General features: G+C 69.1%; 16 protein-coding genes. 5 read left to right on the top strand and 11 right to left on the bottom strand.

The genetic code is table 11. The features are described from left to right. Nucleotides 1–8: 8 nt before the first annotated feature. The 9 genes from I8J34_RS20350 to I8J34_RS20310 all read right to left on the bottom strand — a co-directional run bounded on the left by I8J34_RS20350 (nt 9) and on the right by I8J34_RS20310 (nt 8,339). Nucleotides 9–1,838, bottom strand: a complete 1,830-nt coding sequence (locus I8J34_RS20350; protein ID WP_214363474.1) for a cation:proton antiporter — start codon at nt 1,836–1,838, stop codon at nt 9–11. A 78-nt stretch (nt 1,839–1,916) separates the two neighbouring features. Then, entirely contained in the window at nt 1,917–2,513 is a 597-nt protein-coding gene (locus tag I8J34_RS20345; RefSeq protein ID WP_214363473.1) for a pseudouridine synthase, read from the bottom strand. A 33-nt stretch (nt 2,514–2,546) separates the two neighbouring features. Further along, complete coding sequence (locus tag I8J34_RS20340) at nt 2,547–3,719, bottom strand: DesA family fatty acid desaturase (protein ID WP_214363472.1); 1,173 nt, start codon at nt 3,717–3,719, stop codon at nt 2,547–2,549. A 60-nt stretch (nt 3,720–3,779) separates the two neighbouring features. Further along, nucleotides 3,780–4,340 (bottom strand): phospholipase D family nuclease, encoded by a 561-nt coding sequence (locus I8J34_RS20335; protein WP_230411932.1) that lies wholly within the window; start codon nt 4,338–4,340, stop codon nt 3,780–3,782. After that, nucleotides 4,337–5,536 (bottom strand): RsmB/NOP family class I SAM-dependent RNA methyltransferase, encoded by a 1,200-nt coding sequence (locus tag I8J34_RS20330; RefSeq protein WP_214363471.1) that lies wholly within the window; start codon nt 5,534–5,536, stop codon nt 4,337–4,339. Before I8J34_RS20330 ends, I8J34_RS20335 begins: the two co-directional genes overlap by 4 nt. Then, nucleotides 5,533–6,276: a DUF3108 domain-containing protein gene (locus I8J34_RS20325; protein WP_230411936.1), complete on the bottom strand. Its 744-nt coding sequence runs from the start codon at nt 6,274–6,276 to the stop codon at nt 5,533–5,535. Before I8J34_RS20325 ends, I8J34_RS20330 begins: the two co-directional genes overlap by 4 nt. After that, the gene (purN, locus tag I8J34_RS20320; RefSeq protein WP_214363469.1) at nt 6,276–6,917 is read right to left on the bottom strand and encodes a phosphoribosylglycinamide formyltransferase; all 642 of its coding nucleotides are present in this window, start codon (nt 6,915–6,917) and stop codon (nt 6,276–6,278) included. The genes I8J34_RS20325 and purN overlap by 1 nt, the downstream gene beginning before the upstream one ends. A gap of 57 nt (nt 6,918–6,974) precedes the next feature. Beyond that, nucleotides 6,975–7,676: a hypothetical protein gene (locus tag I8J34_RS20315; RefSeq protein ID WP_214363468.1), complete on the bottom strand. Its 702-nt coding sequence runs from the start codon at nt 7,674–7,676 to the stop codon at nt 6,975–6,977. 12 nt (nt 7,677–7,688) lie between these two features. Then, nucleotides 7,689–8,339: a DedA family protein gene (locus tag I8J34_RS20310; RefSeq protein ID WP_214363467.1), complete on the bottom strand. Its 651-nt coding sequence runs from the start codon at nt 8,337–8,339 to the stop codon at nt 7,689–7,691. Nucleotides 8,340–8,446: 107 nt separating this feature from the next. On the opposite strand from I8J34_RS20310, the gene mutL reads away from it, so the two are divergent. Further along, complete coding sequence (gene mutL / locus I8J34_RS20305; protein WP_214363466.1) at nt 8,447–10,228, top strand: DNA mismatch repair endonuclease MutL; 1,782 nt, start codon at nt 8,447–8,449, stop codon at nt 10,226–10,228. 117 nt (nt 10,229–10,345) lie between these two features. Here mutL and I8J34_RS20300 read toward each other — a convergent pair whose 3' ends face one another. Next, nucleotides 10,346–11,236 carry a TraB/GumN family protein gene (locus tag I8J34_RS20300; RefSeq protein ID WP_214363465.1) on the bottom strand — a complete coding sequence of 297 codons (891 nt, stop codon included), beginning with the start codon at nt 11,234–11,236 and terminating at the stop codon, nt 10,346–10,348. Nucleotides 11,237–11,356: 120 nt separating this feature from the next. Between I8J34_RS20300 and miaA the strand changes: the two genes are divergently transcribed. Next, nucleotides 11,357–12,316 (top strand): tRNA (adenosine(37)-N6)-dimethylallyltransferase MiaA, encoded by a 960-nt coding sequence (gene miaA / locus I8J34_RS20295; protein ID WP_214363464.1) that lies wholly within the window; start codon nt 11,357–11,359, stop codon nt 12,314–12,316. Between the two features lie 69 nt (nt 12,317–12,385). After that, nucleotides 12,386–12,754 (top strand): hypothetical protein, encoded by a 369-nt coding sequence (locus tag I8J34_RS20290; protein WP_214363463.1) that lies wholly within the window; start codon nt 12,386–12,388, stop codon nt 12,752–12,754. Nucleotides 12,755–12,760: 6 nt separating this feature from the next. Here the strand turns inward: I8J34_RS20290 and I8J34_RS20285 are convergent, their stop codons facing one another. Further along, nucleotides 12,761–14,074 carry a hypothetical protein gene (locus I8J34_RS20285; RefSeq protein ID WP_214363462.1) on the bottom strand — a complete coding sequence of 438 codons (1,314 nt, stop codon included), beginning with the start codon at nt 14,072–14,074 and terminating at the stop codon, nt 12,761–12,763. Nucleotides 14,075–14,155: 81 nt separating this feature from the next. On the opposite strand from I8J34_RS20285, the gene I8J34_RS20280 reads away from it, so the two are divergent. Together I8J34_RS20280 and I8J34_RS20275 are read left to right on the top strand one after the other, a co-directional pair. Beyond that, a complete protein-coding gene (locus I8J34_RS20280; protein WP_214363461.1) occupies nt 14,156–15,064 on the top strand; it encodes a diacylglycerol/lipid kinase family protein in 909 nt (302 codons plus the stop codon). 4 nt (nt 15,065–15,068) lie between these two features. Further along, entirely contained in the window at nt 15,069–15,890 is an 822-nt protein-coding gene (locus I8J34_RS20275) for a metallophosphoesterase family protein (protein ID WP_214363460.1), read from the top strand. Nucleotides 15,891–16,310: the final 420 nt, after the last annotated feature.

The raw sequence follows: 16,310 nt of genomic DNA, 5'->3' as shown, positions 1-16,310 counted from the left end.
CCCCGCCCTCAGGCCGTTGCATCCGCCTTGGCGGGCGGGCGCTTGTACTCGTCGGGATCGGCATCCACCAAGGCCAGCACCACCCATCCCGCCTTGGGTTGAACCTCGGTTTCGGAGGCAAACACTTCGACCCGCCCCTTGGGGTCGATGGCGAACAGCGGCACCGCCCGCTCGCCGTAGTTGGCGCGGAACTGCTCGAAGCTGAAGGCCTCGCTGATGTTGGTACGGCGGATCTCGGCGCCACGCGCCAGACGACGCGACAGCTCGACGAAATTGACACCATCGCCGAAGGCTTCGAGCCCAGCCAGCGACACCGCCTTGCGCCCCTTCTCCCGCGCCCCGACCCGCAGCGCATACACCCGCTTCGGGCCGAAGTCGCCCTTGAAGCGGGTGCACGCCAGCTCGTTCAGGTGCTCGTCGGCCGTCATCGCCAGCACCCGGCCCAGCCCCGCGGTGTTCAGATACACCTCGGCATGCTCCGACAGCGGGTTGCCGTAATACGTCTGCAGACCGGCCATGCGGGCGCGGCTGACGTTGTCCCACAGCATGTCGGTGAGGCGCACCGCCACAGCGTTCTGGCTCAGGGCCTGGGCGATGGCCCGCGCCAGCGGATTGGCGCCGACGATCAGGAAGCCGCCCGAGCCGGGCTCGGCCACCTTCAGCAACCGGGCCAGCGGGCCGGCCGTGAGGCTCTGCAACACCACCGTGCCGATGATCACCACGAAGGTCAGCGGCACCAGTAGCACCGCGTCCGCATAGCCCTTCTGCTCCAGTTGCAAGGAGAACAGTGCGATCACGGCCGCGGCGACGATGCCACGCGGCGCGATCCAGGCCAGCAGGCCGCGCTCGCGCCAGCTCAGACTCGAGGCGCGGGTGGACCACAAGACGTTGAGCGGACGCGCCAGAAACTGCACCACCACGAAAATCTGCACCGCCGACCAGCCCAGCCCGAGCAGCAGGTCCAGGTCCAGCCGCGCCGCCAGGAGGATGAACAGCGCGGTGATCAGCAGCAGGCTCAGGCTTTCCTTGAAGGACAGGATCTCCTCCACCGGCACGCCCTTGCGGTTGGCCAGGTAGATGCCCATCACGGTCACCGCCAGCAGGCCCGACTCGTGCGCCAGCGCGTTCGACAGCGCAAAGGCGCCCATCACCGCCGCCAGCGTCGCCACGTTGAACATGTAGTGCGGCAGCCAGTCGCGGCGCAGCGCCTCGCCCACCAGATAGCCGACGCCGATGCCTGTCATCGAGCCGACGAGGATCAGCCGGACGAACACCGTCAGGGTCGCCCCGAGGGCCCCGCCGCCGGTGCCCGAGGAGATCAGGAACTCATACACCAGCACTGCCAGCAGCGCGCCGATGGGGTCGATGATGATGCCCTCCCAGCGCAGCACGTTGGCGATGTGCATGGTCGGGCGCACGGTGCGCAGCATGGGCACGATCACCGTCGGGCCGGTCACCACCATCACCGCGCCGAACAACGTGGACAGCCCCCAGGAGATGCCGGTGATCCACTGCGTGGCGACGGTGACGATGCCCCAGGTGACCAGCGCGCCGGTGGTCACGAAGCGGCGCACCACCGTTTCGATACCGCGGATATCGGAGAACTTGAGCGTCAGGCTGCCTTCGAAAAGGATCACCGACACCGCCAGCGACACGAAGGGAAACAGCAGATCGCCGAGCAGGATGTCCGGTTTCAGCCAGCCGCCGACCGGCCCGGCAAGGATGCCGGTCAGCAGCAGGAACAGGATCGCCGGCAGGCGCAGGCGCCAGGCCAGCCACTGGCAGGCGCCGCCGACGACGCCGATGGCGGCGATGGTGGCGATGATCGTATCGGTCACGCGAACTCCGTCAATCAAGTATCGGCGATGCTTTTGCTGCGCCGCAGCACAACGACTACAGCATAGCCGCTTTGCGGTTCAGTGTCTGCCGCGCGGCGACGACATGCGGGCGACCCGCGCGCGTAGCGCCGCAGGCACCGGCACCTCGCGCCAGGCACCGGGTGCCAGGCCGGCCAGCGACCAGTCGCCGATGGCGCTGCGGATCAGGCGCAGCGTCGGATGGCCGACCTTGGCCGTCATGCGCCGCACCTGGCGGTTCTTGCCCTCGCGCAGCACCAGCTCGACCCAGCAGGTCGGGATCGCCTTGCGCTCGCGGATCGGGGGGGTGCGCGGCCACAGCCACGCCGGCTCGGGCACGAGGCGCGCCTCGGCCGGTGCGCTGCGAAAGTCGCCCAGGTCGACGCCCTCGCGCAGGACGGCCAGCGCCGCCTCGTCGGGGATCCCTTCGACCTGCGCCAGATAGGTCTTCGGCGCCTTGTGGCGCGGATCGGCAATGCGGTGCTGGAGGCCGCCGTCGTCGGTCAGCAGCAGCAGGCCCTCGCTGTCGGCATCGAGCCGCCCGGCCGGATAGACGCCGGGTACGTCGATGAAATGCTTCAGCGTCAGCCGCGCCCCTTCGGGCGAGAACTGGCACAGCACCTCGAAGGGCTTGTTGAACAGCAGGATACGCGACATGCGGCCGAGCCCGACCTCACCGCCCGGCGGCGATCACGCCGCGTAGCAGCGCAAACGGTGCGAGAACTCCTGCAACTGGGCGATGCCGCTTTGCTCGGCGCGCTCGATCCAGTCACGCAATTGCGCCAGCAGCTGCTCGGACGACACCGAGGAGCGTGCCCACAGGGCCGCCAGCTCGCTGCGCATGCGCTCGAGCATGGCCAGCCGGTCGCTGTGCGCGAGAGCGGCGTTGCGCTGGGCCTGCATGTCGTCGGGCAGGCCGGCCGATTCGCGCTGCAGCAGGCGGACCAGCTCGGTGGAACGCAGCTTGAAGGTCTGGGCATGCTTCTGGCGCAGCGCCTCGATCTCCTCGTGGTAGGTCTGGCGCAGGCTGCGCAGATAGCGCGTCATCACGTCGTAGCGATGGGTGATGATGGCCCCCAGCATCTCGCCGTCGGGCACCTGCCGCGCCGCGCCGAACTTGGGCAGCGGGATCACCTTCTTGGGCGTTGCCAGGCGAACGAACTGCAGCAAGCGGATGTACATCCAGCCGATGTCGAATTCATACCAGCGCGCCGACAGCTTGGCCGAGGTGGCGAAGCTGTGGTGGTTGTTGTGCAACTCCTCGCCGCCGATCAGGATGCCCCAGGGCAGCAGGTTGCGCGAGGCGTCGGCGCAGTCGAAGTTGCGATAGCCCCAGAAATGCCCCACACCGTTGATGACGCCGGCAGCGAAGAACGGAATCCAGATCATCTGCACCGCCCAGATGGTCAGGCCGATGGCGCCGAACAGCACCAGATCGATCACCAGCATCAGGCCGATGCCCAGGGTGTTGCGCCGGTAGAGATGGCGTTCGAGCCAATCATCGGGCGTGCCGTGGCCGTAGCGGTCCAGGGTTTCCTGGTTCAACGCTTCGGCCTGATACAGCTCGGCACCCTGCCACAGCACCTTCTTCAGGCCGCGCGTCTGCGGGCTGTGCGGATCGTCCGGAGTTTCGCACTTGGCGTGGTGCTTGCGGTGGATCGCCGCCCACTCCTTGGTCACCATGCCGGTGGTCATCCACAGCCAGAAACGGAAGAAGTGGCTGGGAATCGCGTGCAGCTCCAGCGCGCGGTGCGCCTGGTGGCGATGCAGGAAGATGGTGACGGAGGCGATCGTCACATGCGTCAGGCCGAGCGCCACCAGCACATAACCCCACCAGGGCAGATCAATCAGGCCATTCAACATGTGAGGCACATCCTTTTAAAACTCAGGGGGTGGATTATACGTGAAGGCAGTCCCGGCCCTTCAATCCACCAATTTCACCGGCAGACGGTCGATGCGTGTCGCCGCCGTCCAGTGCCGTTGCCAGTTGTCTCGGTAGGCGCGGGCCACATCTCCGTGCCCGTGGAGGACCAGCACGTTCTCCGCGTTCTTCCGCCCGGCCGACCAGGTGAAGTTGTAAGACCCGCTGATCACCACGGGGTTCGCGCTGTCGGCATCGATCAGAATGATCTTGTTGTGCGCGGCGCTGTAAGCCGTCTCCAGCGCCACCGGTACGCCGGCCGCCAACAGCTGCGGCAGGGCATTCTTGCCGCGCTGGTTCATCTTCGCATCGGCCAGCACACGCACGCTCACACCGCGCCCATGCGCCGCCACCAGCGCCTCGGCCACGCTCTTGCGGGTGAAGATGTAGCTTTGCACCTGCACGCTGCGGCGCGCCTGCCCGATCAAGGCGATCAGCCGCGCCTCGACCGGATCCTGCGGGGCGAACAGCACCTCGACCTGGCCCTCGGCCGCCACCGGGCCGAGCGCCGCGCCGGCCATCGCCGGCCACAGCATGGCAGCCACCAGCAGCCAGCGACTCACGCGCACCGCACCAGGCGCGCGGCGAAAAAGCCGTCGGTGTCGTGATGGAAGGGGTCGAGCCGCAGATAGGGGCTGTCGCTTTGCGGCAGGTCGATGCCCTGTTTGGCCAACGCCGGCAGCGCCGGCTCCACCGCGAACGCGGGGTGTTCGGCCACAAAAGCCTCGACCACCGCCTCGTTCTCCTCGGCCATCGGGCTGCAGGTGGCATACACCAGCACGCCACCCGGCTTCACCAGGCGCGCGGCGGCCATGAGGATCGAGGCCTGCAGCGCGGCCTTGTCGGCCAGTTGCTCCGGCCCCTGGCGCCATTTGAGATCGGGGTTGCGCCGCAGCGTGCCCAGGCCAGAACACGGCGCGTCGACCAGCACCCGGTCCACCTTGCCGGCCAGGCGCGAGAGGCGCGCATCCAGCTCGTCGCGGATCGCCATCGGCTGCACATTGGCCAGCCCGGCACGCTTGGCGCGCTGCGCCAGCTCCGACAGGCGCCCGGCCGACACGTCGAAGGCATGCACGCGGCCGCTGTTGCGCATCAGCGCGCCGATCTGCAGGCTCTTGCCACCCGCACCGGCACAGAAATCGACGATCTGCTCGCCACGGCGCGCACCGAGCAGATGACCGAGCAGCTGGCTGCCCTCGTCCTGCACTTCGATGCTGCCATCGACCATCAGCGCATGGCGCTGCAGCGCCGGTTTGCCGATCACACGCAGCGCCTGCGGTGCCCAGCGCCCGGCCACGGTCTCGATGCCGGCGGCCGCCAGCGCGGCCTGCACCGCCTCGCGTTTGGCCTTGAGGATGTTCACCCGCAGATCGAGCGGCGCCGGCTGCTTGAAGGCCTCGGCCACGGCCATGGCGGTCTCGGCCGGCCACGGCCAGCGCGCCCACAGCCAGTCGGGCAGATCGGCCTGTTCGGCCGGCGTCAGTGCTGTGGCGTCCTGCGTCTGCCAGGCACCGGCGGCCCAGGCCGCGACCAGCGCTTCGGCCCCGGCGCCCTCGCCCGCCGCATGTCGCAGCCGGCGCAGATGGCGCAGGCAGCCGAACACCGCATCGCCCACGCGGGCGCGGTCGCGGCTGCCCAGCGCCGAATGCTTGCGAAAATACTGCTGCACCGTGGCATCGGCGGGGTGCTCGAAACGCAGCAGTTGCTCGAGCAGACGTGCCGTGTGCTGGTGCAGCACGGCGGGAAACGGCGAATTCATGAGGGACTCCCGGACCGTGGCGCGCCGAGCTCGACCCGCTCGGCCTGTTGATCCAGCACGTCGCCCTTGCCGTTCTCGACGCGGATGCGCACCGGCAGGTTGTGGCTGGCGCTGGCCAGCCACAGGTCGATCTTGACCTTGCCATCCTCGGAGCGCACCGAAAAATGGCGGGTCGGCAACTCGCCCAGCGGCAGGCTCACGACGGCCTCGCCCAGGTCGCGCACCGTCGCCACGGCGGCCGACTTGTTGTTCACCACGGTCAGTTCGAACGGTGTCTGGCGTGCTGCCGGCTGCGCCAGCTGATGCCCGATGCTGAGCACGTCCTGATCGCCGGCACCGAGCGGCGCCTGGCGTTTGCTGTCGCCACGGTCGATGCGCACCTCGCCCTTGGCCCAGTCGAAAACCGCCGCCTGGAGCGGCTTGCCGCGCTGGTCGACGCTGAAGCGCTCGGGGCGCAGCCCCTGTGTCGTCAATGCGCCCTCGCTGCGTTGCAGATAGCGAAAATTCTTGAGGATCGCGGCCAGACCGGTGGTCTCGACCAGCGACTCCATGCGATAGCGCCGCGCATCGTGCCACCAGCTGTGCGTGGCCCGGCCGATCTGAAGCCCGCCGTCGCCGTGAAAAACGCGGTAGATGATGCGCCCCTGCGCCGGCCACGACGCGGCTTCGGCCATCGCCAGCGAAGCGCTCGCCATCAGCGCGACCAGGCACAGCACCCGGGCGAACACGCCACGGCGCATCACGCCACCTCCGGCTGCGGGCTGATCAGCACGCCGTCCTGGCGCGCCCCGGCCACGCGGGCCACGCCGTTGTCGATGCTCACCCGGCCTTCGACGATCCAGCGTACCGCCTGCGGGAAGATGCGGTGCTCGTGCACCAGCACCCGCGCGGCCAGCGCCGCTTCGTCGTCGCCATCCATGACCGGCACCGCCGCCTGGATGATGATCGGCCCGCAATCGAGCTCGGCGGTGACGAAGTGCACCGTCGTGCCATGCACCCGTACGCCGGCCTCCAGCGCGCGCCGATGGGTGTGCAGGCCGGTGAAGGACGGCAGCAGCGAGGGATGGATGTTGATCAGCCGGCCTTCGTAGCGGCGCACGAAATCGGACGTCAGCACGCGCATGAAACCAGCCAGCACCACCAGGTCGGGCGTGTGGCGGTCGATGGTCTCGGCCAGCGCGGCGTCGAAACTGGCGCGGTCCGGGTAGCCCGAGTGGTCGACTACGGCGGTGGCAATGCCCTGCGCCGCAGCAAAGGCCAGGCCGGCGGCATTGGGCCGGTTGCTGATCACCGCCGCGATGCGCGCGCCGGGGATGGCCGCGCGCACGATGGCTTCCATATTGCTGCCGCGGCCGGAAATGAGGATGACGATGGATTTCATGTGACTGACTCGGGGCGCTCTCGCCCGGCAGGGATCGACCCCGCCAGCGGATGACGATTACAGGGGAAGAAAAACGGCCGTCGCGGCGTTCTGGATGACACGGGTGATGGTGCGCCCCTCGCGCTCGGCCAGCACGTCGGCCAGCGCATCGAGCAAGGCGATCTGGCGGCCGAACTCGCGCTCGAAGCTCAGATTGGTCACCGGCCCCATCTCGTTGCTCAGGAGCAGCAACTGCCCATGTTCATCGCGCGCCTGCCCGAGCTTCCAGGCGGCGACTTCGATGTTCCGGGCGGCATTGTACACCCGCTGCGGGTCGACCTCATCGAGCAGATAGAACTCGGCCCGGTCGCCCAGCGCCTTCTGCACCATGCTCACCATGCCGGTGACGAAGGCCCGCACCCGGTCGCCCGGGTAGTCGGGCGTGAGCGCGATCTGGATCGCCTCGGCGCCACGGCGGTAGTTGAGCGCCTCCAGGCGCCAGCGATGGTCACGGTCGAACAAGTCGGCGACGGCCGCCTCGGCGCTGTCCACGCCGCGCTTGCGCCATTCGGCCGGGTTGCGCCGGTAGAGCTTGAGCGTCAGCCGGCGCAGCGACTGAAACAGGTGGTAGTGATGGACCTCGGCGACCTTGTCGATGTCCGACTTGGCCAGCCCGGCCAGCGAGAAGCCGCGATCGAGCCGGGGCGCCGGCCCCGAGCCCGGCGCGGCGCAGCCGGCCAGCAGCGCGCCCGTCAACAGCATCAGCGCGACATGGCGCATCCGCTCAGGCTCTCAGCTCGCCTGCGTCGCCGCGCGCCGGTGCCGTACCCAGCCCACGACCAGCGGAATCAGCGACACCGCGATGATGCCGAGGATGACGAAGCTCAGGTTGTCTTTGATGAAGGGAATGTTGCCGAACCAGTAGCCGGCCAGGCACAGCGAACCGATCCAGATCGCCCCGCCGGCGATGTCCAGCGGCAGGAAGCGCGAATAGGTCATCTTCGCCACCCCGGCCACGAAGGGCGTGAAGGTGCGGAAGATCGGCAGGAAGCGGGCGATGATGATGGTCTTGCCGCCATGCATCTCGAAATACGCATGAGTTTTGTCGAAGGCGGCGCGGTTGAAGATGCGCGACTGCTCCCAGCGGAACACCCGGTGCCCGACCGAACGGCCGATCCAGTAATTGGTGTTGTCGCCGAGCACCGCGGCGACGAACAAGCAGCCGATCAACAAGCCGATGTCCATGCCGCCGGTGGCGGCCAGCGCGCCGGCCACGAAGAGCAGCGAATCGCCCGGCAGAAAGGGGGTCACCACCAGACCGGTCTCGCAGAAGATGATCAGGAACAGGATCGCGTAGATCCAGTTGCCATAGTCGGCCAGCACCACGGCGAGGTACTTGTCGAGGTGCAGGACGATATCGATGAATTGGGTGATCAGTTCCATGACGCGGCGCAATAGAGAAGGCAGCGCGTATCATACCGAAGCCGCCGGTTCCGGGTTCGACTCCTGCAACCGGCTCCGTTGCCTCTGACACGATTCACTGCCTGCCCATGCCTGCGATTCACCGCCTCTCCGACCCGCTCATCAACCAGATCGCCGCCGGCGAAGTCGTCGAACGCCCCGCCTCGGTACTCAAGGAAGTGCTTGAAAACGCCGTCGATGCCGACTCGCAGGCCATCGAGGTGGCGCTCGAAACCGGTGGCGTGCGGCGCATCCGCATCAGCGACGACGGCTGCGGCATCGACAAGGGCGACCTCGCCCTGGCGCTGGAGCGCCATGCCACCAGCAAGATCGCCTCGCTCGAAGACCTCGAATCGGTCGCCACCATGGGCTTTCGCGGCGAGGCGCTGGCCGCCATCGCCTCGGTGGCGCGCACCACCATCACCAGCCGCGCTCGCGGCGCCGGCCACGCCTGGCGGGTCGACGGCCCCGGCCGCGCGCCCGAACCCGCACCGCTCAACCACGGCACCGTGGTGGATGTGCAGGAGCTCTACTACAACACCCCGGCGCGGCGGAAATTCCTCAAGACCGAGGGCACCGAATTCGCCCATTGCGACGAAGCCTTCCGCCGCGTGGCGCTGGCGCGGCCCGACATCGCCATGCAGCTCACCCATAACGGCCGGGTCAGCCACCGCCTGCCGGCCAGCGACATGACCCGCCGGGTCGGCCTGCTGATGGGCGACGACTTCCTCGACCACGCCCGCGCCGTCAGCGTCGAGGCCGGCCCGCTGCAGCTCACCGGCTTCGCCTCGCTGCCCGCTTACTCCCGCGCCAGCCGCGACGCACAATACTTCTTCGTCAACGGCCGCTTCGTGCGCGACAAGCTCATTACCCACGCCATCCGCGAGGCCTATCGCGACATCCTGCACGGCAGCCGGCATCCGGCCTATGTGCTGTTCTTGCAGATCGACCCGCGCACCGTCGATGTGAACGTGCATCCGGCCAAGATCGAAGTGCGCTTTCGCGAATCGCGGGCGGTGCATCAGTTCGTCTATCACGCGGTCGAACGCGCGCTGGGCCAGTCCGGCGCCGCCGAGGCCGGGCGCGAGGCCGTCATGCCGGCCGCCCCCGCAGGCGCCCCGCCGGCCGCCGCCTTCGGCCACTATGCCCCCACGCCGGTGCAAAGCCCGCTGGCCATGGAATCGGCTGCACGCAGCTACTACGACTTCGCCGCCAGTGCCCGCCCCGCCGAAGCGCGCCCCCAGGGCAACTACACCGCGCCGGCGATGCCGCCCGAAAACACCGGCGAAGCCCCGCCGCTCGGCTTCGCGCTGGCCCAGTTGCACGGGGTGTACATCCTGGCGCAGAACGCGCACGGCATGGTGCTGGTGGACATGCATGCCGCCCACGAGCGCATCCTCTATGAGCGGCTCAAGACCGTGCTCGACGGCACGCCCTCGATCCAGCGCCTGCTGATCCCGGCCGTGCTGACGGTGTCGGCGCGCGAGATGGCCACCGCCGAAGCCTGCGCCGAAGCACTGGCCGGCATGGGTTTCGAGATCTCCCCCGCCGGCCCCACGGCGCTGTCGGTGCGCACCGTACCCGCGCTGCTATCGAGCGCCGACGTCGGCGAACTGACCCGCTCGGTGCTCGCCGAGCTCGAAGACATGCCCGCCACCGAGGTCATCACCGCCCGGCGCAACGAGCTGCTCGCCACCATGGCCTGCCATGGCGCGGTGCGCGCCAACCGCACGCTGACCATTCCCGAAATGAACGCCCTGCTGCGCCAGATGGAAGCCACCGAACGCGCCGACCAGTGCAACCACGGCCGCCCGACCTGGACGCAGTTTTCCATGGCCGAGCTGGATCGCTTCTTCTTGCGGGGGCAGTAAGCACCGAGCGGGAAGCCCGTCGGGCGGACAAGCCCAGCGCCATCCGCCAAACAACACCCCAAAGCGGCACCGGTGGCGGATGACGCTTCGCGCTTCCGCCCGACGAAACCGCCTACGCTATCGCCGAACCACCTGCCAGCCGCGCGCCGCCAGTTGGGCCGGAATACCCAGCTCGCCCACCAGATGGCCGCCGCCCACCGTCACGAACAACACGCCCGGCTCGGCCATCAGCGTCTCCAGCCGGTCGGCCATCTCGAGGTTGCGCGCGTCGATCAGCGCGGCGATCAGCGGCGCCACGGCCGCCTGGTCGACGCCCTCGACCATGAGCGCCTGCAGGGCAGCATCGTCACCGCGCTGCCAGGCGTCCACCATCCGGTCCAGGTACGCGCCCATCTGCCCACCGGCCACCAGATCCACCGTCTGGCGCAGAGCCGCCTGCTGGGCCCGCTCGCCGCCGCCCGACAAGGCGGCGATCTGGCGCGCCGGTGTCTCCAGCGCCAGCACCGGTTTGCCCGCCTGGCGGGCACGCTGCTGCAACACGCCGTCGACCCCGGCCTCGGTCGAAAAGCCGGCCTCGCTCGCCGCCAAGGCCATCAACAGCGTCGAGGCGAACCACGGCTGCATCGCCTGGATGCGCGACACCGGCATGCCCACCTGCTTGGCGGCATCGTGCAGCTGGGCGTAGAGATCCGCCGGCATCAGGGACTTGAGCGTCTGGCCGGGCGGCAGCAAGCCGGCCTTGAGCAGGGTCTGTGGCAGCGACGGATCGCTCACGTCGAGCTCGAAGGCGGTGCGTTCGGCCGCGGCAAAGGCCGCCTCGACCCCCGCCGGCAGCGGGTAGCACGCGGCATGGCACAGGTGGATGGCGCCGAACAGATAGGCGCGCAGCACCCCCTGGCCGTCGCGCACCTCCCACAGCGTCGGCGCCGCTAGGGCACCGGCCGACAGACACAGCGCGGCCAGCAGGCCGGCCAACAGGCGCCGCACGGCGCGAAAACGATCGATCATCACAGTCCATTCCCAAATGCTCCGGCAGCACTTGCACCCATCCTGCCGGCATGATCCGCGAGAATACCGCAGCGCCGCACGCAAGGACACCGCCCCCCGGCACACCGGTAGAATGGCGCCATGCCCATCTCCGCATTGCCGCCCGCCCTGCTCCTGCTCGGCCCCACCGCCAGCGGCAAGACCGCCAGCGCGCTGGCCCTGGCCGAACACCTGCCGATCGAAATCATCAGCGTCGACTCCGCCCTGGTGTTCCGCGACATGGACATCGGCAGCGCCAAACCGAGCGCCGCCGAGCAGGCGGTGTGCCCGCATCACCTGATCGACATTCTCAGCCCCGAAGAAGCGTATTCGGCGGCGAAGTTCCGCGACGACGCGCTGCGCCTGATGGCCGAGATCACCGCCCGCGGCCGCCTGCCGGTGCTCGCCGGCGGCACCATGCTGTACTTCAAGGCGCTGCGCGAGGGCCTGTCTGACCTGCCGCAGGCCGACGCCGAGCTGCGCGCCCATATCGATGCCGACGCCCGCCAGTTCGGCTGGCCGGCCATACATGCGGCGCTGGCCCGGCTCGACCCGGATGCCGCCGCCGGCCTGCAACCCAACGACGCCCAGCGCATCCAGCGCGCGCTGGAAATCGTGCGCCTCACCGGCCGCCCGCTGGCCGACAGCTACGCGCGCCGCGAGATGGCGCCGCCGCCCTACCGCTTCGTCGGCATCGCCCTGGCGCCCGAGGACCGCAGCGTGCTGCATGCGCGCATCGAGGCGCGCTTCGACGCCATGCTGGCCGCTGGTTTCCTCGACGAAGTCCGCGCCCTGCGTGCCCGCTACGCACTCACCCTCGATCTGCCCAGCATGCGCTGCGTCGGCTACCGCCAAGCCTGGGAGCATCTCGACGGCCTCACCGACGCTGCCACCTTCCGCGACAAGGGCATCGCCGCCACCCGCCAGCTGGCCAAGCGGCAACTCACTTGGCAGCGCAAGTTCGTCGAAGACTGGGGCGACCTGAGCGTGGTGCCCTGCGATGACGAGACCGTGGTGGGCAAAACCGTCGACACGGCCCGCCGCCTGCTCGCCGGGACTTGATCCAGGCGGTGGACGCCCCGCCACCCCCACGGCGACAATCCTCACCAATCACCTCACAGGACCCCGGCCATGGCCCTCGGACACATCATGCTCATCCTCACCCTGCTGGCCGACGGACAACTGTCGGCCGCCTTCGTGAGCACCGCCGATCAGGCCGAATGCGAGGCGCGCGCCACCGCCATCGCCGCGATTCTCAAGTCCGGCGGCGCCAATGTGCAGCAGATCCAGTGCCTGCGCGGCAGCCAGCAGTTCGCCCGTTTCTCGCATGCCACCGCCTCGGCGGCCCCGCGTCATGCCTATGAACTCACGGTGCGCGATGGCGTGCTGACCGCCCGCCCGGTCGACAGCCTCAAGGACTGCACCCCGGCCAGCGCCGATGCCCAGCACTACTGCGCCAGCTCCACGCAAACCCTGCTCGCCGAGACCGCGAAACAGTAGTCCCGCTCAAAACGGCAAGCCGCGCCACCCCGCAATGGCCACCTGCACCGCCACCGCCGCCAGATAGGCCTGCAGGCAGTAGCGCGCATTGCCGCGCGCCAACGCGCCGGCCGACAGGCCATAGCGCCCCTGCAAGGCCAGATGGATGCCGGACATCGGGCTCACCGCCAGACCGATCGCCCAGCATTGGGTGAAGACCGCCGCCAGCAGCATCGGGTCGGGCGAGATCGGCGCCAGCCAGGCCGACACCATGGCGATCGAGATCACCGCATGCACCCCGATCACGCACAGCCCGATCATGCCGGCCAACACCAGCGCCGACTGGAGCGGCCCGAAGTGGGCAGGCGTCAAGCGCCCGCCCTGGGTGGCGATCAGCGCATCCAGCCCGGTGGCGAACACCGCGGCGGCCAGAAACAGCGCCAGCTCGCCGCGCATCGCCGGCAGGCGTCGATGCACATGGCGCGCCAGCGCGCCGGCCCCCTCGGTGACGCCGCTACGTGTCAGCACCACGCCGGCCGCCATCAGCGGCGCGCATAGCGACACGATGGCCAGCGTCGTCCACTCCGGCCAGAAATAGTGGCCGGCGATCACCATCAGCGCCAAGCCGGCCGGCACCCACAGCGCCGACGGGCGCATCGGGTAGCCGGCAAACACCCGCGCCTCGGCCGAATGGCGCAATAGATCCCGCCCCGCCAACCAGTTCAGCCCGATCGCCAGCGGCACTCCGGCCAGCGCCAGCTCGCCCAGCGTGGCGCCCGGTGCATAGGTGATGGCCACCGCCGTCGCGGCAAAGAACGGCGACCACAGCGCCGCGGCCAGAAAGGCGCGGGTCAGCGCCGCGGTCTGCACCGGCGAGGGCGACTTCCCGCCGCCCATGCGGTCGGCCATGATGAATACCGACGACAGATTGATCACCGCGCCGAACACATGCACCCCGCCAATGGTGCGCCACAGCGCGCCGGGGCCGCGCGGCAGCGTCTGCGCATCGCCCGACAGCCCGATCAGTTGCAGGAAGCTCACCGCCGCCAGCATGCCGAGCAGCGCCATGTTCTGCGTGAGCACCCCCTGCCAGGGCCAGCGACCGGTCTGCCAACCCGCCCAGGCCAGCGCCGCCAGCCCGATGCCGATCAGGATCCCGGCCGTGCGCCGCTGACGCCCGTCGAGGCTCGGCCACAGCAGCGCGCAGGCGCTCCACGCGCACACGCCGGCCAGCCATGCCGGCACCGGCAGGCGTGCGCCGACCGCCAGCGCGAACAGCATCATCAACAGGATCAGCCAGGCGGAGAATCGCTCGGCATGCTTGCGAACAAAGAGAGGCATGGGCGGTATGATGCGCAGACGACGCGGCCGCTGCGCCGCAAAGCCCGTATTCTCCCTTGCCCGCCCCGATCCGGCTACCGCATGCCCCAGCGCACCGTCGCCATCGTCGTGAATACCCGCTCGGCCAACGGCCGGGACGACGATCTGCGCGCCCGCATCGAGGCCGCGCTGCCGCGCACGGATGATCGCCTGCTGTGGTTCCAGCCGCGCAAGGCCAGCCGGCTCGACCGGGTCTGCCAGCGCGCCGCCGCCGTGGCCGATTTGGTGGTGGCCGTGGGCGGCGACGGCACGGTGCGCAGCGCCGCCCAGCATGCCCGCATCCGCGGCAAGCCACTGGCCGTGATCCCCACCGGCACCTACAACCTGCTCGCCCGTCACCTGGGCATCCCCACCGACCTCACCGCCGCCACCCACCTGGCCTTCACCGGCCACGCCCGGCCCACGCCCTGTGGCGACGTGAACGGCCTGCTGTTCTTCAATCACGCCGCCTTCGGCCTGTACACCCGCATCATCGCCGCGCGCGAGCGCCACACCGCCCTGCTCGGGCGCAGCCGTGTCACCGCCGTGCTGTCCGGCATCGCCACGCTGTTCAACCGCTACCCGATTCTCAAGCTGCGCCTGCACACCGGCGGCGAGGCCCGGCGCTGCCACGCCAACGCCGTGTTCTTCGGCGCCAACCCGCTGCAACTGGCCACCGTGGACGCCCCCTTCGCCCAACAATGCGACGGCCGCGCCCTCGGCCTGGTGCTGATGCGCCACCAGGGCCGGCGCCATGTGCTGATGGCCGCGTTCAAAGCGCTCTTCAAGCGTCTGTCCGACGTCCCCACCTTCGAACTCACCGCGCTGCAGTCCGTCGAGGTCGACATCGACCGCCACCGCCGCCGCCTGCGCGTCTCCCTCGACGGCGAACTGGTCAAATGCCGGCTGCCGCTGCACCTGAGCTACCAGACCGACAGCCTGCAGGTGGTCCGCCCCGATCCACTACACTGAGGCCATGAACACGGCACCGGAAACCCTTCGCCTGATTCATCTGTCGGACCTGCACTTCGGCGCCCAGGCACCGGGCGCCGCGCCGATCCTGCTCGACGCCGTCGGCCAGCTCTCGCCGCAGCTCACGCTCATCACCGGCGACCTCACCCAGCGCGCCCGCAACAGCCAGTTCATCGCCGCGCGCCAGTTCTTCGACCAGCTGCCCGGCGACTGGCTGGCCATCCCCGGCAATCACGACATGCCGTTGTTCCGCCCCTGGCACCGCCTGTTCACCCCGCGCGGCCGTTACCGCCGCCACATCGACGACGCCACCACCAGCCATCTCGACTGGCGCCAGGTCCGCCTCGCCCTCATCGACAGCACCAACCCGCTGTCCTGGCGCTCCGGCCGCATCCGCAGCGCCGCCGCCCGCGACGCGGCGCAGTGGCTGGCTGGCGGCAGCGAGGGCCAACTACGCATCGCCGCCGCCCACCACCCCTTTGCCACCCGCGAGCGCGGCAACAAGGGCGGCATGGCCGGCGCCAACCTCGCCCGCAACCTGCTCATCGGCGAAGGCGGCGCCGACCTGCTGCTATGGGGGCACCTGCATCGCAGCGAAGTGCGGCTGCTGGCGTCGGACGCGGGGCGCAACGCGATCGGCATCGGGGTCGGATCGCCGACGTCGGGGCGGCATTCCGCCGAGGGGCTGTTTTTTCATCAGCTGGATGTGACGCCGGGGCATGTGCATCTTGTCGTCTGGCGACGGCATATGGCTGAGAGTTTGTTTTATCCGGTGGGGAATCACCGGTTTGTTCTTGGCTCGGCGGGGTGGCAGGCGGTAGTTTGATTTGCGCTTCCCGCGCTGGGGGGCTTGCGGGTTCGGGTGTCGGTAGTTTTATTTTTGGGCGGCTTCGATCGGCTTGGATTGGCCGGGTCTCGCCCCGGCGGGCGACCTACTTTCTTGCTCGTGCAAGAAAGATAGGCAAAGAAGCACGGCCCACTTTCGCGCCCCTTCGGGGTCCCCACCCTCCGGACGCCCCGGGCGGGGTGCTTCGCAAACTCGCCCTGCGGGCTCAAACAGCGAAGCCCCTCTTTCCGCCCGGCACGTCCTCCGGTTGGCGCGGCAGAGGGCGCTACAACTGAGGTTCCCTCGGTTTTTCGTCTGCCAAAGGGTGGGTTTCATGCTACCTGTTTTTCCTGATGCTGCGCTCTGATCCAGTTCTCCAGGAACTGAACTGGCGACTTGTAGCCGAGGGTCGAATGCTGC

The organism is Denitromonas iodatirespirans (assembly GCF_018524365.1).
Taxonomy (GTDB): Bacteria; Pseudomonadota; Gammaproteobacteria; order Burkholderiales; family Rhodocyclaceae; genus Nitrogeniibacter; species Nitrogeniibacter iodatirespirans.
Note: the sequence above shows the minus strand (reverse complement) of the source record. Positions and strands in the feature narration are given on the sequence as shown.